Annotated in this window: 23 protein-coding genes and 1 pseudogene; all 24 read left to right on the top strand. The window is 72.7% G+C overall.

Translation table 11 applies throughout. The features are described from left to right. Window positions 1-74: 74 nt before the first annotated feature. The 24 genes and pseudogenes from arc (at window position 75) to ACIQIB_RS10330 (ending at window position 23,434) form a co-directional block, all read left to right on the top strand. Window positions 75-1,841: a proteasome ATPase gene (gene arc, locus ACIQIB_RS10215; protein ID WP_400757507.1), complete on the top strand. Its 1,767-nt coding sequence runs from the start codon at window positions 75-77 to the stop codon at window positions 1,839-1,841. Between the two features lie 240 nt (window positions 1,842-2,081). Beyond that, a complete protein-coding gene (gene dop / locus ACIQIB_RS10220; RefSeq protein ID WP_363608772.1) occupies window positions 2,082-3,593 on the top strand; it encodes a depupylase/deamidase Dop in 1,512 nt (503 codons plus the stop codon). Between the two features lie 174 nt (window positions 3,594-3,767). Continuing rightward, the gene (locus ACIQIB_RS10225; RefSeq protein WP_344321819.1) at window positions 3,768-3,986 is read left to right on the top strand and encodes a ubiquitin-like protein Pup; all 219 of its coding nucleotides are present in this window, start codon (window positions 3,768-3,770) and stop codon (window positions 3,984-3,986) included. Between the two features lie 134 nt (window positions 3,987-4,120). Beyond that, window positions 4,121-4,198: pseudogene (locus ACIQIB_RS10230) on the top strand (recombination endonuclease VII); the annotation flags it as partial. Continuing rightward, window positions 4,195-4,992, top strand: coding sequence for a proteasome subunit beta (prcB, locus tag ACIQIB_RS10235; protein WP_363608849.1), 798 nt, complete (start codon window positions 4,195-4,197; stop codon window positions 4,990-4,992). The pseudogene ACIQIB_RS10230 and the gene prcB, both read left to right, overlap by 4 nt. Before the next feature lie 31 nt (window positions 4,993-5,023). Next, window positions 5,024-5,779, top strand: a complete 756-nt coding sequence (gene prcA, locus ACIQIB_RS10240) for a proteasome subunit alpha (protein WP_363608770.1) — start codon at window positions 5,024-5,026, stop codon at window positions 5,777-5,779. Window positions 5,780-6,048: 269 nt separating this feature from the next. Beyond that, window positions 6,049-7,410, top strand: a complete 1,362-nt coding sequence (pafA, locus tag ACIQIB_RS10245) for a Pup--protein ligase (protein WP_363608768.1) — start codon at window positions 6,049-6,051, stop codon at window positions 7,408-7,410. Window positions 7,411-7,550: 140 nt separating this feature from the next. Continuing rightward, entirely contained in the window at window positions 7,551-8,540 is a 990-nt protein-coding gene (locus ACIQIB_RS10250) for an FKBP-type peptidyl-prolyl cis-trans isomerase (protein ID WP_400757509.1), read from the top strand. Between the two features lie 240 nt (window positions 8,541-8,780). Continuing rightward, window positions 8,781-10,091, top strand: a complete 1,311-nt coding sequence (locus tag ACIQIB_RS10255) for an FKBP-type peptidyl-prolyl cis-trans isomerase (RefSeq protein ID WP_400653613.1) — start codon at window positions 8,781-8,783, stop codon at window positions 10,089-10,091. A 163-nt stretch (window positions 10,092-10,254) separates the two neighbouring features. Next, entirely contained in the window at window positions 10,255-10,629 is a 375-nt protein-coding gene (locus ACIQIB_RS10260) for an FKBP-type peptidyl-prolyl cis-trans isomerase (protein WP_363608762.1), read from the top strand. Between the two features lie 168 nt (window positions 10,630-10,797). Then, on the top strand, window positions 10,798-11,820 hold the full coding sequence (locus ACIQIB_RS10265) for a WYL domain-containing protein (RefSeq protein WP_363608760.1): 1,023 nt from the start codon (window positions 10,798-10,800) through the stop codon (window positions 11,818-11,820). Beyond that, entirely contained in the window at window positions 11,817-12,773 is a 957-nt protein-coding gene (locus ACIQIB_RS10270; RefSeq protein ID WP_363608758.1) for a WYL domain-containing protein, read from the top strand. Before ACIQIB_RS10265 ends, ACIQIB_RS10270 begins: the two co-directional genes overlap by 4 nt. A gap of 3 nt (window positions 12,774-12,776) precedes the next feature. Beyond that, entirely contained in the window at window positions 12,777-13,007 is a 231-nt protein-coding gene (locus ACIQIB_RS10275) for a hypothetical protein (RefSeq protein ID WP_363608756.1), read from the top strand. 36 nt (window positions 13,008-13,043) lie between these two features. Then, on the top strand, window positions 13,044-13,220 hold the full coding sequence (locus ACIQIB_RS10280; protein WP_363608754.1) for a hypothetical protein: 177 nt from the start codon (window positions 13,044-13,046) through the stop codon (window positions 13,218-13,220). Window positions 13,221-13,433: 213 nt separating this feature from the next. Continuing rightward, window positions 13,434-13,751: a Sec-independent protein translocase subunit TatA gene (tatA, locus tag ACIQIB_RS10285; protein WP_363608752.1), complete on the top strand. Its 318-nt coding sequence runs from the start codon at window positions 13,434-13,436 to the stop codon at window positions 13,749-13,751. Between the two features lie 124 nt (window positions 13,752-13,875). Next, on the top strand, window positions 13,876-14,766 hold the full coding sequence (gene tatC, locus ACIQIB_RS10290; protein ID WP_363608750.1) for a twin-arginine translocase subunit TatC: 891 nt from the start codon (window positions 13,876-13,878) through the stop codon (window positions 14,764-14,766). A gap of 170 nt (window positions 14,767-14,936) precedes the next feature. Beyond that, window positions 14,937-16,100 carry an NAD(P)/FAD-dependent oxidoreductase gene (locus ACIQIB_RS10295; protein WP_400757511.1) on the top strand — a complete coding sequence of 388 codons (1,164 nt, stop codon included), beginning with the start codon at window positions 14,937-14,939 and terminating at the stop codon, window positions 16,098-16,100. Between the two features lie 117 nt (window positions 16,101-16,217). Next, a complete protein-coding gene (locus tag ACIQIB_RS10300; protein ID WP_400653610.1) occupies window positions 16,218-16,532 on the top strand; it encodes a (2Fe-2S)-binding protein in 315 nt (104 codons plus the stop codon). Further along, the gene (locus ACIQIB_RS10305; protein WP_400757512.1) at window positions 16,513-17,967 is read left to right on the top strand and encodes an NAD(P)/FAD-dependent oxidoreductase; all 1,455 of its coding nucleotides are present in this window, start codon (window positions 16,513-16,515) and stop codon (window positions 17,965-17,967) included. Before ACIQIB_RS10300 ends, ACIQIB_RS10305 begins: the two co-directional genes overlap by 20 nt. Window positions 17,968-18,102: 135 nt before the next feature. Beyond that, window positions 18,103-18,966, top strand: a complete 864-nt coding sequence (locus tag ACIQIB_RS10310) for a dihydrodipicolinate synthase family protein (RefSeq protein ID WP_400653662.1) — start codon at window positions 18,103-18,105, stop codon at window positions 18,964-18,966. A gap of 82 nt (window positions 18,967-19,048) precedes the next feature. Next, a complete protein-coding gene (locus tag ACIQIB_RS10315) occupies window positions 19,049-20,053 on the top strand; it encodes a proline racemase family protein (protein WP_400757514.1) in 1,005 nt (334 codons plus the stop codon). A 20-nt stretch (window positions 20,054-20,073) separates the two neighbouring features. Continuing rightward, complete coding sequence (locus ACIQIB_RS10320; protein ID WP_400757515.1) at window positions 20,074-21,438, top strand: aldehyde dehydrogenase family protein; 1,365 nt, start codon at window positions 20,074-20,076, stop codon at window positions 21,436-21,438. Further along, window positions 21,438-22,484: a proline racemase family protein gene (locus ACIQIB_RS10325; protein WP_363608737.1), complete on the top strand. Its 1,047-nt coding sequence runs from the start codon at window positions 21,438-21,440 to the stop codon at window positions 22,482-22,484. Before ACIQIB_RS10320 ends, ACIQIB_RS10325 begins: the two co-directional genes overlap by 1 nt. Then, window positions 22,481-23,434 carry an ornithine cyclodeaminase family protein gene (locus ACIQIB_RS10330; protein WP_363608735.1) on the top strand — a complete coding sequence of 318 codons (954 nt, stop codon included), beginning with the start codon at window positions 22,481-22,483 and terminating at the stop codon, window positions 23,432-23,434. Before ACIQIB_RS10325 ends, ACIQIB_RS10330 begins: the two co-directional genes overlap by 4 nt. Window positions 23,435-23,783 lie beyond the last annotated feature (349 nt).

Below are 23,783 nucleotides of genomic sequence, written 5' to 3' on the forward strand. Positions count from 1 at the left end.
GATCTAGGGGTTTACGGACCCCTGGTCCCAGGTAGGGTCTGGAAGCGTCCAGCTCCCCGGAGGAGGTGAGGACCGTGGCAGCCCACGATGACGACTACAACCGCAGCACCGGCAAGCCCGCTCGTGGTTCCGACGAGGCCGCTCAGGTCTCGTACCTTGAGCAGGAAATCGCCGTTCTGCGCCGCAAGCTCGCCGACTCGCCGCGCAATTCGAGGATCCTCGAAGAGCGGATCGTCGAGCTCCAGACCAACCTGGCCGGAGTGTCCGCCCAGAACGAACGGCTCGCCTCCACCCTGCGAGAGGCCCGCGACCAGATCGTGGCCCTCAAGGAGGAAGTGGACCGGCTGGCACAGCCCCCGGCCGGATTCGGCGTCTTCCTCGACCAGAACGAGGACGGCACCGCCGACATCTTCGCCGGGGGGCGCAAGCTCCGCGTGAACGTCAGCCCCAACGTCGACCTCGACGAGCTGCGGCGCGGCCAGGAAGTGATGCTCAACGAGGCCCTCAACGTCGTGGACGCGATGGCCTTCGAGCGGATCGGCGACATCGTCACCCTCAAGGAGGTCCTGGAGGACGGCGAACGCGCCCTGGTCATCGGCCACACCGACGAGGAGCGGGTGGTGCGCCTCGCCGAACCGCTGCGCGAGCTCACCATCCGGGCGGGGGACGCCCTGTTGCTGGAGCCCCGCTCCGGCTACGTGTACGAGGTCGTGCCGAAGGCCGAGGTCGAGGAGCTGGTCCTCGAGGAGGTCCCGGACATCGACTACCGCCAGATCGGCGGTCTCAGCAACCAGATCGAGCTGATCCGCGACGCGGTCGAGCTGCCGTACCTGCACGCCGACCTCTTCAAGGAGTACGAGCTGCGCCCGCCCAAGGGCGTCCTGCTCTACGGCCCGCCCGGCTGCGGAAAGACGCTGATCGCCAAGGCGGTGGCGAACTCGCTGGCCAAGAAGGTCGCCGAGGTCACCGGCCGGCCCCAGGGCAAGAGCTACTTCCTCAACATCAAGGGCCCCGAGCTGCTCAACAAGTACGTGGGGGAGACCGAGCGGCAGATCCGCCTGGTCTTCCAGCGGGCCCGGGAGAAGGCCGGCGAGGGCACCCCCGTCATCGTCTTCTTCGACGAGATGGAGTCACTCTTCCGCACCCGCGGTTCGGGCGTCAGCTCGGACGTGGAGAACACCATCGTCCCCCAGCTGCTCGCCGAGATCGACGGCGTGGAGGGCCTGGAGAACGTCATCGTCATCGGCGCCTCGAACCGCGAGGACATGATCGACCCGGCGATCCTGCGGCCCGGCCGCCTGGACGTCAAGATCAAGATCGAGCGCCCGGACGCCGAGGCCGCCAAGGACATCTTCTCCAAGTACCTCAAGGACTCGCTGCCGTTCCACCCGGACGACGTCAAGGAGCACGACGGATCCGTCGAGGCCACCGTGGCGGCGATGATCCAGTCGGTGGTGGAGCGGATGTACTCCGAGACCGAGGAGAACCGGTTCCTGGAGGTCACCTACGCCAACGGTGACAAGGAGGTCCTGTACTTCAAGGACTTCAACTCCGGTGCGATGATCCAGAACATCGTCGACCGTGCGAAGAAGATGGCCATCAAGGACTTCCTCGACCACGGCCAGCGCGGTCTGCGCGTCTCCCACCTGCTCGCCGCCTGCGTGGACGAGTTCAAGGAGAACGAGGACCTGCCGAACACCACCAACCCGGACGACTGGGCCCGGATCTCCGGCAAGAAGGGCGAGCGGATCGTCTTCATCCGCACGCTGGTCACCGGGAAGCAGGGCGCCGAGTCCGGCCGCTCGATCGACACTGTCGCCAACACCGGGCAGTACCTGTAGTCGCAGTACCCGTAACCGAACCACCCGGGCCGGCAGCGGTCCCCGGGACAGCACGCATCCCGTCCGGCTGTGGCGCCTCGCGGCCCCGCAGCCGGACGGCGCGTCTCGGGACCCGGCCGTCGGCGCGGCGTTCTAGGCTCGACCCACCGTTCGCGGGCACAACGCCCGCGTCGGTGTTGTTCAGCGGTACGTCAGCGTGTTCCGCCCGTGGGGGGCGGCGCACCGGGCAAGGAGGGCCGCATGACCGTACGGCGCGTGATGGGCATCGAGACCGAGTACGGGATCTCCGTACCCGGGCACCCCAACGCCAACGCCATGCTCACCTCGTCCCAGATCGTCAACGCGTACGCGGCGGCGATGCACCGGGCTCGGCGGGCCCGTTGGGACTTCGAGGAGGAGAATCCGCTGCGCGACGCCCGGGGCTTCGACCTCGCGCGCGACGTCGCGGACGCCAGCCAGCTGACCGACGAGGACATCGGCCTCGCCAATGTCATCCTCACCAACGGCGCGCGGTTCTACGTGGACCACGCGCACCCCGAGTACAGCTCGCCCGAGGTGACCAACCCGCGCGACGCCGTGCTCTGGGACAAGGCCGGCGAGCGGATCATGGCGGCGGCCGCCCAGCGCGCCCTGGAACTGCCCAACGGCCAGAACATCCTCCTGTACAAGAACAACACCGACAACAAGGGCGCCTCCTACGGCACCCACGAGAACTACCTGATGAAACGGGCGACACCGTTCGCCGACATCGTCCGCCACCTCACCCCGTTCTTCGTCTCCCGCCAGGTGGTCACCGGCGCCGGCCGGGTCGGCATCGGCCAGGACGGCTCCGCCCACGGCTTCCAGATCAGCCAGCGCGCCGACTACTTCGAGGTCGAGGTGGGCCTGGAGACCACCCTCAAGCGGCCGATCATCAACACCCGCGACGAACCGCACGCCGACGCCGAGAAGTACCGCCGGCTCCACGTGATCATCGGGGACGCCAACCTCTCCGAGATCTCCACCTACCTCAAACTGGGCACCACCGCACTGGTCCTGTCGATGATCGAGGACGCCTTCATCGCCTCCGACCTCGCCGTGGACCAGCCGGTGCGCACCCTGCACCGGGTCTCCCACGACCCCTCGCTCAAGCACCTCATCACCCTGCGCAACGGCCGCAGACTCACTGCCGTCCAGCTTCAGCTGGAGTACTTCGAGCTGGCCCGCAAGTACGTCGAGGACCGCTTCGGCAACGACGCGGACGAGCAGACGGTGGACGTCCTGGCCCGCTGGGAGGACGTGCTGGGGCGGCTGGAGCGCGACCCGATGTCGCTCTCCCGGCAGCTGGACTGGATCGCCAAACGGGAGATCCTGGAGGGCTACCGAAGCCGCGACGCCCTGGAGTGGGACAGCTCCCGGCTCCAGCTGGTCGACCTCCAGTACAGCGACGTCCGGCCCGACAAGGGCCTCTACAACCGCCTGGTGGCCCGGGGCCGGTTCGACCGGCTGCTCACCGAGGACGAGGTCCAGCGGGCCGCCACCAAGCCTCCGGAGGACACCAGGGCGTACTTCCGCGGCCGCTGTCTCGAACAGTACGCCGAGCATGTCGCCGCGGCCTCCTGGGACTCGGTGATCTTCGACCTGCCCGGCCGGGACTCGCTGCAGCGGGTCCCCACCCTGGAGCCGCTGCGCGGCACCCGCAACCACGTCAAGGAACTGCTGGACCGCTGTCGCACGGCCGAGGACCTGCTCCGGGTGCTTTCCGGCGGGTAACTTTTCGATCACCATGGGTGAACGTCCGCCGAATGGGAATCATCCGGGGTGGCAGCGGGTGTTGGACAGGAAGTGCCACCGGCAAACCGGGAGCAGCAGTCGCACCTTGTGTATAGGGTCGATGCAGCAAGCAACGACCAAACCGTGCCAGACGATTCGAGCGGGGTGAGGGAAATGGCGAGCAAGGACACCGGCGGCGGCCAGCAGCGGGCGAACCGCTCCTCCGAGGAGGTCGAGGAGCAGGCCGCGGAAGCGCAGAATTCCGACGACCTCAAGGAACGCCAGGAAAAGCTGAGCGATGACGTCGACGCGGTTCTGGACGAAATCGACGAAGTACTCGAGTCCAACGCCGAGGATTTTGTCCGGCAGTTCGTGCAAAAGGGCGGCCAGTAGCCCCGGCAGGGCATTCAGGGAATTCACGGTTGCGACCGCCGAGGGCGGGCGGGCGGCACGGGCCGTCCGTCCGTCCGGGTCCGGCCCCTGCACGGGTGGATAGTGATCGCCGGGCGGGTAGGGTGCGGGCAGCGCGCGCTTCAAGCTACCTGGAAGGAATCGTGTGGAAGCCAACACTCGTGGCACCGGGCGTCTACCGGCTGCCTTCCTGACCCCGGGGTCCTCGTCGTTCCTCGACTTCCTGGCGGAGCACCAGCCGGAGCTGATTCCCGGCCGCCGCAGCCTCCCCGAGGGAGCGGTCGTCGAGGCCCCGCACGGGACGACCATCGTCGCGGCGGTGTTCGACGGCGGCGTGGTGATCGCCGGTGACCGGCGGGCGACCATGGGCAACATGATCGCCCAGCGCGACATGGAGAAGGTCTTCCCGGCCGACGAGTACAGCGCGGTCGGCATCGCGGGCACCGCCGGCCTCGCGGTCGAGATGGTCAGGCTGTTCCAGCTGGAGCTGGAGCACTACGAGAAGATCGAGGGCACCGTGCTCTCCCTGGAGGGCAAGGCCAACCGCCTCACCACCATGATCCGGGGGAACCTGGGCATGGCGATGCAGGGCCTCGCGGTCGTCCCGCTCTTCGCCGGCTACGACCTCGACCTAGGCCGCGGCCGGATCTTCAGCTACGACGTCACCGGAGGCCGCTCCGAGGACCGCGGGTTCGCCGCCACCGGCTCCGGCTCGGTCTTCGCCCGGGGCTCGATGAAGAAGCTCTACCGGGACGGCCTGACGGCCGAGCAGGCCGCCACGCTGGTCGTCCAGGCCCTCTACGACGCGGCCGACGACGACTCCGCCACCGGCGGTCCCGACCTCGCCCGCAAGATCTTCCCGATCGTCTCGCTGATCACCGAGGACGGCTTCCGCCGGCTCACCGAGGCCGAGGTCTCCGCGATCGCCGTCTCCATCACCGACCACCGCCTGGCCCACCCCAACGGCCCGCAGGCCCCGCTGCTCTAGCCATCACTCCTACAGGAAGGGACGACCGCCGGTGTCGACACCGTTCTACGTCTCGCCCCAGCAGGCCATGGCGGACCGCGCGGAGTACGCCCGCAAGGGCATCGCGCGCGGTCGCAGCGTGGTCGTGCTCACCTACGCCGACGGCATCGTCTTCGTCGCCGAGAACACCTCCCGGGCCCTCCACAAGGTCTCCGAGATCTACGACAAGATCGCCTTCGCGGCGGTCGGCCGCTACAACGAGTTCGAGAACCTGCGCATCGGCGGCGTCCGCTACGCCGACCTGCGCGGCTACTCCTACGACCGGGCCGACGTCACCGCCCGCGGCCTGGCCAACGTCTACGCCCAGACGCTCGGCACCATCTTCTCCTCGGTCGGCGAGAAGCCCTACGAGGTCGAGCTGATCGTGGCCGAGGTCGGCCGCACCCCGGACGAGGACCAGATCTACCGGCTCACGCCGGACGGCTCGGTCGTCGACGAGAAGAACTACGTCGTGGTCGGCGGCAACGCCGACTCGATCGGCAACTACCTGGGCCAGCGCCACCGCAGCGGGCTGACCCTCACCGAGGCGATCAAGGTCGCGGTGGACTCCCTCGCCCGGGACCCCAACGGGGGGAGCCCGCGCACCCTGACCCCCGAGCAGCTGGAGGTGGCGGTGCTCGACCGCCAGCGCTTCCAGCAGCGCAAGTTCAAGCGCATCCTGGGCGGCCAGCTCGGCCGCCTGCTCGACGGCGACCAGTCCGCCGAGTCGGACGACGACGAGAAGCCGGCGGCCGCGCCGCCGGAGTAGCAGCGCCAAGGAGTCCCGTACGGCGGTCGCCCGCCGTCGTGCGGGACTTCCTCCGGAGGCCCTCTCAGAGAACGGACGCCTCGTGACTCCTCCCCGACGGTCCAGACCATGGGGCTTCAAGCCCGCCTGACGGCTGGCCCCGGACAAGCCCTGCCCGCTGCCGAAGCAGGGGATCAGCCTAGAAGGCCTGCTGCGGCGCCGAGCCGCAGAGTTCAGGATCCCGATCCGCTTACCGGCCAAAACCGGTGATTCCTTCGAAAGAAGGTGCCATGGACCGCCGAATTTTCGGGCTGGAGAACGAGTACGGCGTCACCTGCACATTCCGGGGACAGCGACGGCTGTCGCCGGACGAGGTGGCCCGGTACCTCTTCCGCCGCGTTGTCTCCTGGGGCCGCAGCAGCAACGTGTTCCTGCGCAACGGTGCCCGGCTCTACCTCGACGTCGGTTCGCACCCCGAGTACGCCACCCCCGAGTGCGACGACGTCGTCGAGCTGGTGACGCACGACAAGGCGGGCGAGCGCATCCTCGAAGGACTCCTGGTCGACGCCGAGCGGCGGCTGCACGAGGAGGGCATCGCGGGGGACGTCTACCTCTTCAAGAACAACACCGACTCGGCCGGCAACTCCTACGGCTGCCACGAGAACTACCTGGTGGCCCGGCACGGCGAGTTCTCCCGGCTGGCCGACGTGCTGATCCCGTTCCTGGTGACCCGCCAGCTGATCTGCGGCGCGGGCAAGGTGCTCCAGACGCCGCGCGGCGCGGTGTACTGCGTCAGCCAGCGCGCCGAGCACATCTGGGAGGGCGTCAGCTCCGCCACCACCCGCTCCCGCCCGATCATCAACACCCGCGACGAGCCGCACGCCGATGCCGAGCGCTACCGCCGGCTGCACGTGATCGTCGGCGACTCCAACATGTCCGAGACCACCACCCTGCTCAAGGTCGGCGCCACCGACCTGGTGCTGCGGCTGATCGAGGCCGGCGTGGTGATGCGCGACCTCACCCTGGAGAACCCGATCCGGGCGATCCGCGAGGTCAGCCACGACCTCACCGGCACCCACCAGGTACGGCTCGCCAACGGCCGCGAGGCCAGCGCGCTGGACATCCAGGAGGAGTACTTCACCAAGGCGCTGGACTTCGCCGACCGCAAGGGCATCAACACCGGGACCATCGCCCGGGTGCTCGAACTGTGGGGCCGCACACTGGAGGCCGTCCGGACCGAGAACCTGGACACCGTGGCCACCGAGATCGACTGGATCATGAAGTACAAGCTCATCGAGCGCTACCGCGCCAAGCACCAGATGGGCATGTCCAACCCGCGGGTGGCCCAGATCGACCTCGCGTACCACGACATCCACCGCCGACGGGGCCTGTTCTACCTGCTCCAGGCCAAGGGGCAGGCGCAGCGGGTGACGACCGACCTCAAGACCTTCGAGGCCAAGTCGATCCCGCCGCAGACCACCCGGGCCCGGCTGCGCGGCGACTTCATCCGCCGGGCGCAGGAGCAGCGCCGCGACTTCACCGTGGACTGGGTGCACCTCAAGCTGAACGACCAGGCGCAGCGCACGGTCCTGTGCAAGGACCCGTTCCGGTCGGTCGACGAGCGGGTGGAGAAGCTCATCGCGGGGATGTGACCTGCGCGGTCGCCCCCGTACGGCGAATGTGATCTTTGCGGTGCCCGGCCCCGGCGGTGTCTACCGGGGCCGGGCACCGCCGGGGCATACGCTGTCCGTCGAGTCCGGAGAGCCGACTTTGACCGACAGTTAGGAACGCCGTGCGCCGCACCGCGGGTTTGCTTCTCACCCTGCCCCTGCTGCTGGCGGTGGCCTGCAGCAGCTCCACCAAGGCGACCAGCCCGGCCACGCCGACGGCGGCCACCGCGGCCCCCACCGTGCCGGCCCCGGTGACCGAGGCCTCGCCGATGCCGACGCTGTCGGAGGGCGGGTTCGGGAGCAAGGCCACCATCACCATCCCCGAGGGGCAGCAGCCCAGCGGTCAGTTCGTGGTGAGCACCGTGAGCGAGGGCGACCGGTCCACGGTCAGCAAGGGCGACTGGGTCACGGTCAACTACACGGCGAAGGACTGGACGACCGGCAAGGACCTGCCCAGCTCGTACGACGCCAACGGCAAGCCGCAGCTGTACCAGGCGGGCAGCGGGCAGCTGGTGCCCGCGTTCGACCAGACCGTGATCGGGAAGAAGGTCGGCAGCCGGCTGCTGGTGGTGGCCCCGCCGGCGGCCGCGTTCGGCAACCAGGGCAGCACCCAGCTCGGGGTGGCCGCGGGGGACACCGTGGTGTTCGTGCTGGACATCATGGAGAGCCTGCCGCAGGACTCCACCCTGTCGGGCACCATGACGCCGCCGCCCGCGACGATGCCGCAGGTGAAGGACAACGGCAAGGCCGCCGTCACGATCACCCTCCCGGCCGGGGAGGCCCCGCCCACCGACCTCCAGCAGGCCGTGCTGATCAAGGGCGAGGGCAAGCAGGTGAAGTCCGGGCAGACCCTGGTGGTGCAGTACACCGGGGTGCTGTGGAGCAACGGCCAGCAGTTCGACTCGTCCTGGAGCCACGGCGGCGCGCAGGCGCTGCAGATCGGCACCGGCAGTGTGATCGAGGGCTGGGACAAGGGCCTGGTCGGCCAGACCGTGGGCAGCAGGGTGCTGCTGGTCGTGCCGCCGGCCCTCGGCTACAAGGACGCGGCGCAGGGCTCGGTGCCGCCGAACTCGACACTGGTCTTCGTGATCGACATTCTTGAGGCGGTCTAGGAAGCCCGAGGCGGTCCGGGAAGCCTGTGGCGGCCCGGGAGGAGGGCCGGTCGGTTCCGTACGCCTGGGCGGGCACTCGCACAGGGAAGCGTCCCTCCTCATCCTGACCTGTCATACTGCCCTCGCACTGTGGTAGGCGCCGCCGGCGTCCGGTTCCCGGGCGGCAGTGCGACAGCACCCCGGCGCTCACCACGCCGGCCGTAGACCTCGAAGACCTCGTGGCGAGATGGATGGGGAGTCATGTCTGAGAAAGCGTCGAGCCCGGGCGGGGCCGGCACCGCGAACGGAAACTCCGCCGGTGATCCGGCTGACTCGCGGCCCGGTGGTCCGCTTCCGGGCGACGGCGAGTCGATCGTCGTACCGCCGTCGATCCTGAAGCAGCAGGCCGGCTGGGCCACGCCCGGCGAGGCCCCGCGGGCGGCGGGCGGGACGAAGACCGACGAGGCCCCGCAGATCTTCGCCTCGAACGTGCGCCGCCAGGAGGCCTCGGAGGCCGGGTACGCCGAGAACCCGCCCGGGGTGGGGAAGCTGGGCGTGATCCTCGGCACCGTGCTCGCCGTGCTGCTGGTCGGCAGCGGTATCACGCTGTACGTGGTGAACCGGGACGACTCCAAGTCGAGCACCGCCAAGCCCGCCGACGCGGCCAAGTCCGCGCCGCCCACGCCGACCGCCGAACCGGTGCCGCCGATCAAGGACAACGCCAAGGTGCTGCCGACGGTCACCGGCGAGTTCGGCAAGAAGGCCGGCATCGAGGTGCCCGCCGAGCAGGCCGACGGCTCCTTCGTCGTCAAGGTTCTCTCGGAGGGCAGCGGCCCCAAGGTCGAGAAGAACTCCTGGACCTCGGTCGACTACACCGCCAAGGACTGGACCACCGGCAAGGACATCCCGAGCTCGTACGACGAGACGGGCAAGCCGCAGATCTTCCAGGCCGGTACGGACGCGCTGATCCCGGCGCTGGACCAGGCCGTGCTCGGCAAGAAGGCCGGCAGCCGGATCCTCGTGGTGGCCCCGCCGGCCGCCGCGTTCGGCGCCCAGGGCAACCCGAGCATGTCGATCGGGGCCGCGGACAACCTGGTCTTCGTGATCGACATCCAGCGCTCCACCGCGGCGGACGCCGTGGTCAGCGGCACCGTCACCCCGCCGCCCGCGGACTTCCCGCAGGTCAAGGACAACGGCAAGAAGCCGGCCGACATCACCCCGGTGGCCGGCGCGGCCGACCCGACCGAGCTGAAGACGCACGTCCTGATCAAGGGCACCGGCCCCAAGGTGGAGAAGGGCGAGAAGGTCGTCGTCCAGTACACCGGCGCGCTCTTCAAGGACGGCAAGGTCTTCGACTCCTCGCTGAGCAAGGGCCAGGCGTTCTCCTTCCCGGTGGGCGGCGGCCAGGTCATCGCCGGCTGGGACCAGGGTCTGGAGGGCCAGACCGTCGGCAGCCGGGTCGAGCTGGTGATCCCCGCCTCGCTGGGGTACAAGGACCAGGCGCAGGGCGACATTCCGGCCAATTCCACCCTGGTGTTCGTGGTCGACATCCTGGATGCCGGTCAGGGCTGATCCACTTTCGGGTGACAATGGTGTGCGTGTGACCTTCGGGCCCGGCCGCGTGGCCGGGCCCGTACGGGCGGCGGGCGCCCGTACCGTGGTCCGGGAACGGACCGGGGGTGCGGGTGCCCGCCGCTTGGTCGTGTATGGAACCAAACCGTGAGAAGAGGCAGTTGTGAGCGACAAGACGAAGCCGGAGATCGACTTTCCGATCGGTGAGCCGCCGGCCGAGCTGCAGATCCGCGACCTCGAGGTCGGCACCGGCGAGGAGGCCAAGCCGGGCCAGGTCGTCGAGGTGCACTACGTCGGCGTGACCTTCGAGACCGGCGAGGAGTTCGACGCCAGCTGGAACCGGGGCAGCAGCTTCAAGTTCCCGCTCGGCGCCGGCCGGGTCATCAAGGGCTGGGACCAGGGTGTCGTCGGCATGAAGGTCGGCGGCCGCCGCGAGCTGGTCATCCCGGCGCACCTCGGGTACGGCAACCAGTCGCCGACGCCGCTCATCCCCGCGGGCTCGACGCTGATCTTCGTGGTCGACCTGCTGGGCGTCTGAGACCGGCCGCTCCACCGGGCCGCACCCCGTACCCGGGGTGCGGCCCCACGCGTTTGCGGACTCGGCTTTTGCAGCGCGTACCGCTACCGGTACGGTCGGTCCCGCCGGGTCGACATATGCCCGGCGGGCGCACCCCGCGCGCGGCGCGGCACACCGGAAGGGTCAGCGATGGCGATCGCCAAGGCAGAGCGGCTGATGAATCTCGCCCTGTGCCTGATGAACACCAGACGTCCGCTCTCCAAGAAGGAGCTGCGGGAATCCATCGAGGCGTACCGCGAGGCCTGGCAGCACAGCAGCGAGGACGCCTTCAACCGGATGTTCGAGCGGGACAAGGACGACCTGCGCGAACTCGGTCTGGTCATCGACGTGGACGAGAACGCCCTCGACGGCGAACTCGGCTACCTCGCCCGCGCCGACCGCAACCGGCTGCCGGAGATCGCCCTGGACGCCGAGGAGGCCGCGGCGCTGACCCTGGCCGCCCGGGTCTGGCAGCAGGCCAAGATGTCCGGCGCGGCCAGCGGCGCCCTGCAGAAGCTGCGCGCGGCCGGCGTGCCGTTCACCGAGGCCGAGGGCCGTACCGCCCTGGAACCGCGGATCCCCGCCCGGGAGAGCGCCTTCGAACCGCTGCTCACCGCCGCCCGCGACCGCCGCCCGGTCACCTTCGAGTACCGCAAGGCCGGTGCCGCCGCCGTCGAGCAGCGCACGGTCGAGCCCTGGGCCCTGGAGTGCTGGCGCGGCCACTGGTACCTGGCCGGCTGGGACCGCGACCGGCGTGACGCCCGGGTGTTCCGGCTCAGCCGGATGACCGGCAGGGTCCGCGCCCGCTCGGGCGCCTTCCTCGGCACCGTCCCCGAGCACGTCGACGTCCGGGCCACCGTCGCCAAGTTCGCCGGCGAGGGTGCCACCGCGACCGCCGCCGTCCGGGTCCGCCGCGGCGCCGGGTTCCCGCTGCGCACCAAGGCGCTGAGCAGCCGCCGGGTCGACGGGACCTGGGACGAGCTGGAGATCCCGTACGGCAACGGGCTCGGCGCCGACCTCGCGGAGTTCGGTCCTGACGTGCTGGTGGTCGGCCCGGAGGAACTGCGCGCCGACGTGATCGACCGGCTGAGCGCCGTCGCCGGACCGGGCGCCGAGGCCGTCAACGACCCGGCCGCCACCGGCCCGGCCGCCACCGAAGGAGTGCGGGCATGAGCAACGCCATCGACCAGACCCGCCGGATGCTCTCGCTGGTCACCTATCTGCGCGAGCGCCCCGGGGCCGAGGTGGCCGAGGTGGCCCGTGCCTTCGGCATCACCGAGCGCGAGCTGATCGGCGACCTCAACGTGCTGCCGATGTGCGGCACCAGCTTCCGCGGCGGCGATCTGCTCGACATCGACACCGACGGCGAGCGGATCTGGTGGCACAACGTCGACGACGTCGCCCAGCCGCTGCGGCTGGCCGCCGACGAGGCGACCGCGCTGCTGGTCGCCGCCCGCGCGGTGGCCGGCCTGCCCGGCCTGCGGGCCGGTGACCGGGAGGCGCTCACCCGGGCCGTCGCCAAGATCGAGAACGCCGCCGGGGACAGCGCCGAGGGCAGCGCCAGGGTCGGGGTCACCTTCGAGGCCGAGAGCCACGTCTTCGCCGACATCGACCGCGCGCTCAGCGAGGGCCGCCGGCTCTGGCTGCGCTACTACTCGCACGGGCGCGGCGGCATGACCGAGCGCGAGGTCGACCCGATCCGGCTGCTCACCGAGGGCCACACCTACCTCGAGGCGTGGTGCCGCACCTCCGAGGACCACCGGATGTTCCGGCTCGACCGGGTCGCCGAGATCAAGGTGCTGGACGTCCCCTCCGACCCGCCGCGCCGCGAGCCGCGCGACCTCTCCGGCGGGCTGGTCAACCCGTCCGCCGACGATCCCGAGGTGGTCGTCGAGGTCTCCTCCGGCGGGCGCTGGGTGGCCGAGTACTACACCCACGACCGGGCCGAGGAACTGCCCGACGGCGGCCTGCGGATCACCCTGCGCAGCGCCGACCCGTCGCAGCTGCGCCCGCTGGCGCTGCGGCTCGGCCGGGACGGGCGGATCGTCTCCCCGCCGGAGCTCGTGGAGCAGGCGCGGTCGGCGGCGCTGGAGGCGCTGGCCGGCTACCGGGAGGGGCAGGTCTGAGCCGTGGAGCCCGGTACCAGATTCAAGGTGTACTGCTCGGAGTGCCGCGAGAAGGTGGACCTGCCGGCGGACGAGTTCCGCCTCACCCTCGGTCGGACCCCGGCCCAGGCGCACTACAGCTTCAGCTGCCCGCTCTGCGGGGCGGCGGTGCGCAAGCCGGCCGGGGAGAAGATCGTCACGGCGCTGACCGGCGCCGGGGTGCGCACCATGCGGCTCGTCCCGGTGGAGGGCTGAGCGGGGCCTCCCGCGCGGCCGGATAGGGTGGTGGCCATGTCCTGGATGCTCGTCGCCGCCGTCCTGCTCGCCACCGCCGGGCTGCTGGTCCTCGGCGTTCTCGCGATCCGGCTCTGGCTGGACGTGCGGACGCTGGCCAAGGGGGTGGACGCCGCCTCCCGGGCGCTGGCCGAGGCGGCCGGCGACCTCGCGGCGGCGGTGCCGGGGCGCTGAACCGCCCGCGGACCCGCCCCGGTCCGGGACGGCCGTTGGTGCACGGGGCTGCTGCGCGGGGGCGGCGGCGCGTTACGCTCTCAGATGGCTCCTGAAGTGCGACTGGGGGCCGCTGTCCTGTTCGGGCGGCCGTCGTCAGGGCGTCACCCGCAGCGGTTACCATCCCCGCAGCGGGCGGCCCACCGGTGCCGCCATGACTGAAGGTGGTCGAGCATGCGGATCTCGCCGACTGCGATCCTGGTGGTCGTCGTTCTTGCCATTCTGCTTTTCGGTGCCAAGCGACTGCCCGATCTGGCGCGTTCGCTCGGCCAGTCGATGCGGATCCTGAAGAGCGAGACCAAGGCGATGCGTTCGGACGGTGCCGCGGACGAGGGCGCGCCGGCGCAGCCCGCGCCCGCCGTGAGCGTCGAATCCGGCGCGGCGAAGACCATCCAGGCCGCTCCCGGGGCGTCCGCCACGGCCCGGCCGGTGACCGAATCGGTCCCGGGGCAGGCGGCCCAGCCGACGGCCGACGGCGGCCGGCCGCGCTGAGCGGCGCGCGACGCACGCGATCATGGGAGGCCCGTCGACCGGCGGGCCTCGACGCACGAGTTGAGGACCGGGGTTGAGCAAGCTCTCCAAGGCGTCTAAGGCGCCCAAGGATCCTGAGGGGCGGATGGCCCTCGCCGACCACCTGCGGGAACTGCGGAACCGCGTGGTCAAGTCGGTCCTGGCGATCGTGCTGATCACGATCGTCGCGGCGATCTACCACAAGCAGATCGAGACCTTCCTGCTGAAGCCACTGCCGCAGTGCACGCCGGAGACGGCCTTCAAGTACGACGGCAAGTGCGCCCAGGTCTCCAACATCGGTCTCACCGCCGGCTTCACCTGGATGCTCAAGGTGTCGCTGACGACGGGCGTGGTCGCCACCGTGCCGATCTGGCTGTACCAGGTCTGGGCCTTCGTGGCGCCCGGTCTGCACCGGCACGAGCGCAAGTACACCGTCATCTTCATGGCCTGCGGCGCGCCGCTGTTCCTGGCCGGTGTGGGCTGCGCGTTCCTGCTGCTCCCGACCACGGTCGAGGTGCTGATCTCGTTCACCCCGAACGGCACCACCCCGATCCTGCCGCCCGAGGACTACTTCGACATCGCCACCAGGATGGTGCTGGTCTTCGGCCTGGCCTTCGAGTTCCCACTGCTGCTCGTGATGCTCAACATGGTCGGCATGGTCACCGGCAAGCGCCTGCTGGGCTGGTGGCGCGGCATGATCATGGGCATCACGGTGTTCGCCGCCTTCGCCACGCCGAGCGCCGACCCGTTGAGCATGCTGGCGCTGGCCGCGCCGATCTGGGGGCTGTACTTCGTCGCCGTGGCCATCGCGATGATCAACGACCGGCGGAAGGCGCGTCGCAACCCCGACTTCGGGCTGAGCGACGAGGAGGCCTCGGAGCTGGACCTCTCGGTGCAGCCGGTGGCCGGGGCGGAGGCCGTGGAGGCGTCCGTCACGCCGGTCGCCGGGGCTCCGGTACCGGCCGCCCGGCACGAGCAGATGGACGACATCACCTGAGGCCCTGACGCGCCCTGAGCCCCGGTCCGCCGTCTTCCGGCGGGCCGGGGCTCTTGCGTCGGCCGGGGGGTTCGCGCAGGCCGGGGCTCTGCTGCGGGGTCGGCCGGGTTGCTCGTGGCCGGACGGCGGGGGCTCTTGGCAGGTTCGATGGCATGTGACATATTACTGCCGTGTCCAAGTCCCAGAGACCTCCCCTGGATGTCCTCGTGGTCGGTGCCGGTGTGGTCGGCGCCGCCTGCGCGTACTACGCCGCCCGCGCCGGACTCGCCGTCGCCGTCGTCGACCGCGGGCCGGTCGCCGGTGGCACCACCGGTGCCGGTGAGGGCAACCTGCTGGTCTCCGACAAGGAGCCCGGCCCCGAGCTCGACCTCGCGCTGTTCAGCGCCGGGCTCTGGCAGGAGCTGGTGCCCGTCCTCGGCCCCGCCGTCGAGTACGAGCCCAAGGGCGGCCTGGTGGTCGCCGCCACCCCGGCCCGGCAGGACGCCCTGCGGGCCTTCGCCCAGAAGCAGGCGACGGCCGGCGTCACCGCCGAGGAGATCCCCGGCGAGCGGCTGCGCGAACTCGAACCCCACCTCGCCCCCGGGCTGGCCGGCGGCTTCCTCTACCCGCAGGACGCCCAGGTCCAGCCCGCGCTGGCCGCCGCCCACCTGCTGCGCGTCGCCCGGCGGGACGGTGCCCTGCTCTACACCGGCGAGACCGTCCGGGCGGTGCGGACCGGAACGGACGGGGCCGTGCTCGGCGTCGAGACCGACCGGCGGCGGCTGGACGCGCCCGCCGTGGTCAACGCCGCCGGCACCTGGGGCGGCGAACTGGCCGCGCTCGCCGGTGTGCACCTGCCGGTGCTGCCCCGGCGCGGCTTCGTCCTGGTGACCGAACCGCTGCCGAGGATCGTCCGGCGCAAGGTCTACGCGGCCGACTACGTCGCGGACGTGGCCAGCGGCTCGGCCGCGCTGCAGACCTCCGCCGTGGTCGAGGGCACCCCCGGCGGGCCGGTGCTGATCGGCGCCAGCCGGGAGCGGGTCGGCTTCGACCGGACCCTCTCGGTGGAGGTGCTGCACCGGCTCGCCGCGCAGGCGGCCGCGCTGTTCCCCGTCCTGGCGGACGTCAGCGTGCTGCGCGCCTACCGGGGCTTCCGCCCGTACCTGCCGGACCATCTGCCCGCGATCGGCGCCGACCCGCGGGTGCCCGGGCTGTACCACGCCTGCGGCCACGAGGGCGCGGGCATCGGGCTGGCTCCGGCGACCGGGCTGCTGATCAGCCGGCAGCTCACCGGCGAACGGCCCGGGCTGGACCTCGAACCGTTCCGGGCCGACCGGTTCCCGGCCGCCTCGTGAACCGTGCGACGGACCGGAACCACCTCGCGCCGTGCCCGAACCACCGCGAACCCGCCGAACAGCCGAGCCGCTGAGCCGCTGAGCCGAGACCGAGAACCTGGAACGGAGAACCCGCTGATGCGCCGTACCCCCGCCGCCCTGGTCGGGGCGGAACCCGGCCCCGCCCACACCATCGAGTTCGACGGCCGGCCCGTCCCCGCACTGCCGGGACAGTCGATCGCCGCCGCGCTCTGGGCCGACGGCGTGCTCGCCTGGCGCACCACCCGGGTGGGCGGCCGGCCGCGCGGGGCGTTCTGCGGGATCGGCGCCTGCTTCGACTGTCTGGCCACCGTGGACGGCCGCCCCAACCAGCGCACCTGCCTGCTCCCCGCCGAGCCCGGCACCACCGTCACCACCCAGGAGGGCAACGGCCGTGCCGACCTCGCCGTCTGACCGCCAGGAGCGGTCCTACGACCTCGCCGTGATCGGGGCCGGCCCGGCCGGGCTCGCCGCCGCCGTGACCGCCGCCGACCTCGGTCTGCGCTGCGCCCTGCTGGACGCGGGCCCGCGCACCGGCGGCCAGTACTACCGCCACCCCGCGCCCGGCCTCGGCGCCGCCCGGCCCGACCGGCTGCACCACGGCTGGTCGGTCTACACCGGCCTGGCGGACCGGCTCGCCGCCCACGAGACCGCCGGCCGGGTCGACTTCCTCGGCGGCCACCAGGTGTGGGCGGCCGAGCGGGCCGGCGACGCGGCGTGGGTGCTGCACGCCACCCTCGGGCCCGGGGCCGGCGACCGGGCGACCGTCCGCGCCGCCGCCCTGCTGCTCGCCACCGGCGCGTACGAGCGACAGCTGCCGTTCCCCGGCTGGACGCTGCCCGGGGTGGTCACCGCGGGCGGGGCGCAGGCCATGCTCAAGGCCGGCCTGGTCCTGCCCGGCCGGCGGATCGTGGTGGCCGGCAGTGGACCGTTGCTGCTCGCGGCCGCCTCCTCGCTGGTCACCGCAGGGGCCGAGGTGCCCGCGGTGGTCGAGGCCACCGACTACCTCGGCTACGCCCGGCGCCCCGGCGTGCTGGCCGCCGTCCCGGCCAAGCTCGTCGAGGGGGCCGGCCACGGCGCCGCGCTGCTGCGCCACGGCGTCCGGCTGCGCCGGCGCAGTGCCGTGGTCGAGGCGCACGGGACCGACCGGGTCACCGCCGTCACGGTCGCCCGGCTGGACGCCGACTGGCGGCCGGTGCCCGGCACCGAACAGCGGATCGCCTGCGACGCCCTCGCCGTCGGCCACGGCCTGCTGCCGCAGATCGAACTGGCCACCGAGCTGGGCGCCGAGACCAGGACCACCCCGGACGGTACGGCCGCGCTCAAGGTCGACGCCCGGCTGCGCACCACCGTCCCCGGTCTCTGGGCGGCCGGCGAGACCTGCGGCGTCGGCGGCGCCGACCTGGCGATCGCCGAGGGCGAGCTGGCCGCGCACGCGGTGGCCGACCGCCCGGTGCGCGCCGCGCTGCTGCGCCGCCGCGCCCGGCTGCGGGCCTTCGCCGGGCTGATGGCCGCCGCGCACCGCCCCGGCCCGGGCTGGACGGAGTGGCTGCGCCCGGACACCGACGTCTGCCGCTGCGAGGAGGTCCCCGTCGCCGCGATCCGCGAGGCGGTGGACGAGCTGGGCGCGGGGGACGCGCGGACCGTCAAGCTGCTCACCCGGGCCGGGATGGGCTGGTGTCAGGGCCGGATGTGCGGTCCGGCGGTGGCCTGCCTGGCCGGCGGCGGTCCGGACGGCGGTTCGGGCGGCGGTTCGGGCGGCGGCGAGGTGCCGGCCGACCGGCGACCGCTGGCCTGCCCGGTGCCGCTCTCGCAGCTCGCCGCCGGGCCGGGGCCCGAAGACGGCTGAGCGCCGGCGGACCGACGAACTCGCCGCCGGGGGCTCTTGCCTCCGGCGTCGCCCTCTAATAAAATGTCACACCTCACCAAGGAGTCATCTGTGTCCAACACCGCGTACGACGCCACCCGTCCCTGGCGCGGCGTCATGGTCGCCACCACGATCCCGCTGCGCCCGGACCTCTCCGTCGACTACGACGCCTACGCCGACCACGTCCGCTGGCTGATCGAGTCCGGCTGCGACGGCGTCGTCCCCAACGGATCTCTGGGCGAGTACCAGACCCTCACCGACGAGGAGCGCGTCCGGATCGTCGAGGTCGCGGTCGAGGCCGCCGGCGACGGCGCCCGCGTGATGCCGGGTGTGGCCGCGTACGGCAGCGCCGAGTCCCGCCGCTGGGCCGAGCAGGCCGCCGAGGCCGGCGCCGGCTCCGTCCTGCTGCTGCCGCCGAACGCCTACCGCGCGGACCACACCGCCGTCCGCGGGCACTACGCCGAGGTGGCCAGGGCGGGCATCCCGATCGTCGCGTACAACAACCCCATCGACACCAAGGTCGACCTGGTGCCCGCGCTGCTGGCGCAGCTGCACGCCGAGGGCTCGATCGTGGCGGTCAAGGAGTTCAGCGGCGACGTCCGGCGGGCGTACGAGATCGCCGAGCTGGCCCCCGGCCTGGACCTGCTGATCGGCGCCGACGACGTGCTGCTGGAGCTGGCCCTGGCCGGCGCCGTCGGCTGGATCGCCGGCTACCCGAACGCCCTGCCGGAGGCCAGTGTGGCGCTCTACCGGGCCGCCGTCGAGCACGACCTGGACACCGCGCTGCCGCTCTACAAGGCGCTGCACTCGCTGCTGCGCTGGGACTCCAAGACCGAGTTCGTCCAGGCGATCAAGCTCTCGATGGACATCGCCGGGCGCCCCGGCGGCCCGACCCGCGCGCCGCGCCTGCCGCTCACCCCGGAGATCGAGGCGGCCGTCCGCGCGGCCACCGAGAAGGCGCTGGCCGAGGGCCTCGCGTAGCACGAACACCCCAAGGACCGGCCGGCTGCGGGGGCAGCCGGCCCCCGGCCCACCCACCCCACCCCGACGGGAGTCGCCACCCATGCGCAGCCGCCACGTGTTCCACGCCGTCGACTCGCACACCGAGGGCATGCCGACCCGGGTCATCATCGGCGGCTTCGGCATCATCCCCGGCGCCACCATGGCCGAGCGGCGTGTGCACTTCCAGCAGCACCTGGACCACTTCCGCACCCTGCTGATGTACGAGCCGCGCGGCCACGCCGCGATGAGCGGCGCCATCCTGCAGCCGCCGACCCGCCCGGACGCCGACTACGGCGTGCTCTACATCGAGGTCTCCGGCCTGCTGCCGATGTGCGGCCACGGGACCATCGGCGTCGCCACGGTGCTGGTCGAGACCGGCATGGTGCCGGTGGTGGAGCCGGTCACCACCGTCCGGCTGGACACGCCCGCCGGGCTGGTGATCGCCGAGGTGCTGGTCGAGGACGGCGCCGCCAAGGCGGTGACCATCCGCAACGTGCCCTCCTACTCCGTCGCCCTGGACCGCAAGATCGAGGTGCCCGGCTACGGCACGGTCGGCTACGACCTCGCCTACGGCGGCAACTTCTACGCGATCCTGCCGCTCGCCGAGTTCGGGCTGCCGTTCGAGCGCGAGCGCAAGCAGGAGATCCTGGACGCCGGCCTGGCCCTGATGGACGCCGTCAACGCCGGTCCCGACCGGCCGGTGCACCCGGAGAACCCGTCCATCCACAGCTGCCACCACGTCCAGTTGCTCGCCCCCGGCTCCACCGCCGGGCACTCCCGGCACGCGATGGCCATCCACCCCGGCTGGTTCGACCGCTCGCCCTGCGGCACCGGCACCTCCGCCCGGATGGCGCAGCTGCACGCGCGCGGCGAGCTGCCGCTCGGCCAGGACTTCCGCAACGACTCCTTCATCGGGACGACCTTCACCGGCCGCCTGGTCGAGGAGACCGAGGTGGCCGGGCGGCCCGCCGTGGTGCCCACCGTCACCGGGCGGGCCTGGATCACCGGCACCGCCCAGTACTTCCTCGACCCGAGCGACCCGTTCCCGGCCGGGTTCCTGCTCTGAACCACCGAAGGGTTCCCGCTGTGACCATCACTTCCCTCAACCCCGCCGACCCCGCGGACCTCGTCCTCGCGGTCGAGGCGCCCGGCGCGCAGGCCGTCCGGGCCGCCGTCGGACGGGCCAGGACCGCGCAGGCCGGCTGGCACGCGGCCGGCGCCGCGGCCCGCTCGGCCGCGCTCACCCGGATCGCCGAGGCCGTCGAGGCGCACGCCGACGAGCTGACCGCGCTGATCGTCCGCGAGGTCGGCAAGCCGCTCGCCGAGGCGCGCGGCGAGGTCGCCAGGACCGCCGCGATCTGGCGCTACTACGCGCAGGCGCCCTTCGAGCCGTCCGGCGCCGTCCACGAGCCCGCCGCCGGACCGGGCCTGCTGCTCACCCGGCGCCGCCCGTACGGTGTCGCCGGGCTGATCACGCCGTGGAACTTCCCGCTGGCGATCCCGACCTGGAAGGCCGCGCCGGCGCTGGCCGTCGGCAACACCGCCGTGCTCAAGCCGGCGCCGGAGGCGACCGCGTGCGCGCTGCGGCTGGCCGAGCTGGCCGCGGCGGCGGGCCTGCCCGAGGGCGTGCTGACGGTGCTGCCGGGCGGCGCGGAGGAGGGCGAGGCGCTGGTCGACGCGGCGGACGTGGTGTCGTTCACCGGTTCGACCGGGGTCGGCCGGGCCGTCGTCCACGCCGCCACCGGGCGCGGGGTGCCGGTCCAGGCCGAACTGGGCGGCCTGAACGCCGCGCTGGTCCTGCCGGACGCCGACATCGAGCAGGCCGCGGCCAATCTGGCGGCCGCCATCGCCGGGTACGCCGGGCAGAAGTGCACCGCCACCAGCCGGGTGATCGCCGTCGGCGAGGCGTACGAGCCGCTGCGCGCCGCGCTGGTGAAGGCGCTCGGCCTGGTCGACGACACGGCCTGCGGGCCCGTCATCTCCGCCGCCGCCCGCGACCGGCTCACCGGAGCCGTCGCCTCGGCGCGCGCCGAGGGGGCCACCGTGCTCACCGGCGGGGCGGTGCCCGAGCGGGCCGGCTGGTACGTCGAGCCGACCCTGCTCGCCGACGTGCCCGCCGAACACCCGCTGCGGCGCGAGGAGTTCTTCGGCCCGATCGCCGTCCTGCTGCCCGCCGCGGACCTGGACGAGGCGATCGCGCTGGCCAACGACACCCCGCACAGCCTGGCCACCTCGGTGCACAGCCGCAGCCTGGACACCGCGCTCGCCGCCGCCGACCGGCTGGACGCGGGCATGATCCGGGTCAACGCGCCGTCCAGCGGCGTCGACTTCCACCTGCCGTTCGGCGGCGCCAAGGGCGCGAGCCACGGCGACCGCGAACAGGGCCGGGCCGCACTGGACTTCTACACCGCGAGCCGGACCGTCACCCTGCTCCCGGCCGGGGGTGCGTGATGACCGGCGTGGTGGAGGGCGTGGTGGAGACGGTCGACTACCACACGGCCGGTGAGCCGTTCCGGATCGTGGTGGGCGGGGCGCCGGTGATCCCCGGCGACGGCGTCGCCGAGCGGCGGGCCGTCGCGATCGGCGCGGGCGGTACGGCGACCGCGCCCCGGCCGAGCGCGCTCGACCAGGTGCGGCAACTGCTCACCCGCGAGCCGCGCGGGCACGCGGGCATGTACGGCGGGTTCCTGGTGCCGCCGGACGACGACGAGGCGCACCTCGGGGTGCTGTTCTGGCACAAGGACGGCTACTCCACGGCCTGCGGGCACGGCACCATCGCGCTCGGCGCCTTCGCGGTGGACTCCGGGCTCGTCGCGGCGCCCGAGGACGGCGTGGCGCGGGTGCGGATCGACGTCCCGTCCGGGCGGGTCACCGCCCTGGTGCACCGTGCGGGCGGCCGGACCACCGGTGTGACCTTCCGCAACGTGCCGACCCGGGTGAGCGCGCTGAAGCTGCCGGTGGAGACCTCGCGCGGCACCGTGGAGGTGGCGGTCGCGCATGCCGGGGCCTGCTACGCCTCGGTGCCGGCGGCGGCGTTCGGCCTGTCGGTCGAGCCCGGGCTGCTGCCCGAACTCACCGCCGTGGGGCGGGAGATCAGGGCCGCGCTGGCCGGCTCGGAGGCCGTCGCCCACCCCGAGGACCCACGGCTGTCCGGCGTCTACGGGGTCATCCTGTACGACGAACTGCCGGACGTCGGCAAGCGGTTGAGCCAGCGCAACGTCACGGTCTTCGCCGACGGCCAGATCGACCGCTCACCGTGCGGCTCCGGCACCTCGGCGCGGCTCGCCGTGCTCGCCGCCGAGGGGCGGCTCGCGCCCGGCGAGGAGCTGTGGCACGAGTCGGTCATCGGCACCGTCTTCACCGGCCGGGTCCTGCCCGGCGGCGACCCGCGGGCCGGGGGCGTCGTCACCGAGGTCACCGGCACCGCCCACCGCACCGGCGAGCACCGCTTCCTGCTCGACGGGGACGACACGCTGGGAACGGGGTTCCTGCTGTGACCGCCGACCGCCGCGAGGCCCCCACCCTGTCCGGCGCGGCGGCTGAGCCGCTCCAGTACGCCGCGCCGGGCGCCGCCGGGCTGACGCCCACCCAGGCCGCCGACGCGATCGAGCGGGTGCTGCTCGACGGGCTGGACCCGGAGACCGCGCCCGCCCGGTCGGCGGTGCCGGTGCCCGCCGGGGAACTGCTGCTGATGCCGGCGGCCTCGGCGGAGTACGCCGGGGTGAAGATCGCCGGGGTCGCGCCCGCCAACCCCGGCATCGGGCTGCCCCGGATCACCGGCAGCTACCTGCTGCTGGACGGGCCGACCCTCCAGCCCGTCGCCCTGCTGGACGGCGCCGCCCTGACCGCCCTGCGCACGCCCGCCGTCACCGCCGTCGCGCTGCGCCGGCTGGCCGCGCCGGACGCCGCGCACCTGGTGCTGTTCGGCGCCGGACCGCAGGCGTACGGGCATCTGGACGCGCTGCTCGGCATCCGGTCGCTGACCAGGCTCACCGTGGTCGCCCGCAGTGCGGCGCCCGCCGAGGCGCTGGCCCGGTACGCCCGGGCGCGCGGGCTGGACGCCGCGGTGGGGACGCCCGAGGCGGTGGCCCAGGCCGACCTGGTGGTCTGCTGCACCACCGCCCGTACCCCGCTGTTCGACGGGGCGCTGGTGCCCGACCACGCCGCCGTGGCGGCGGTCGGCTCGCACGAGCCGCAGGCGCGGGAGGTGGACGGCGTACTGGTCCGCCGCGCCGAGCTGTACGTGGAGGCGCGGGCCGCCGCGCTGCGGGAGGCCGGCGACCTGCTGATGGCGGGTGTCACGGGCGACGAACCGCTCTGGAACCTGGCCGAGCTGGTGCGCGGCGAGGTGCCGGTGCCGTCGGACCGGCCGCGCTTCTTCAAGAGCGTCGGCATGGCCTGGCAGGACCTCGCCGTCGCGGCGGCGGTCCACCGGATCGGGCTGTGATGAGCGCGTGAGGCGCGGCCCCGCCACCGGCTGACGCCCGGGCCCGTTACCCCGGGTGGTGGTTCGGTGTTGTACGGGACGGCCGGAGGCCGCGGCCGGTGTGGTGGGGAGGGATCCCCTGCCGTGCCGGCCGCTTCCGCGTTCCAGCGGCCCGGCGGCGGATGCCGGGCAGCGGGTCGGGCTGTTCGGGGAGGGGTGGGGCTGTTCGGGGAGGGGTGGGGCAGGGAGTGCGGTTTCGCCCGTTGCCACGTGCGGCGGCCGCTGCCACCATGGCGTCGGTGGCCGGTGTGCCGGGCCGTCCGGTGGGCCGCCCGAATCGCGGACTGTTGCACACTCAACGTAACGTGAC

The organism is Kitasatospora sp. NPDC092286, assembly GCF_044755565.1.
GTDB lineage: Bacteria > Actinomycetota > Actinomycetes > Streptomycetales > Streptomycetaceae > Kitasatospora.